This is a genomic window from Halopseudomonas salina (assembly GCF_008641105.1).
Genome location: NZ_VTTI01000044.1, coordinates 1 through 277, shown reverse-complemented (window position 1 = coordinate 277; position 277 = coordinate 1). Strand labels below are relative to the sequence as shown.

1 rRNA gene (cut by a window edge) is annotated in these 277 nt (G+C 52.3%); it reads right to left on the bottom strand.

The features are described 5' to 3' along the window. Positions 1–277: ribosomal RNA gene (locus tag FZF01_RS19355) — 23S ribosomal RNA — on the bottom strand; its annotated part reaches 370 nt to the left of the window's first position; the annotation flags it as partial.

Genomic DNA, 277 nt, shown 5'->3' with positions numbered 1-277 from the left:
GCTTTCTTTAAATGATGGCTGCTTCTAAGCCAACATCCTGGCTGTCTGAGCCTTCCCACATCGTTTCCCACTTAGTAGTAATTTGGGACCTTAGCTGGCGGTCTGGGTTGTTTCCCTCTCCACGACGGACGTTAGCACCCGCCGTGTGTCTCCCGGATAGTACTTACTGGTATTCGGAGTTTGCAAAGGGTTGGTAAGTCGGGATGACCCCCTAGCCTTAACAGTGCTCTACCCCCAGTAGTATTCGTCCGAGGCGCTACCTAAATAGCTTTCGGGG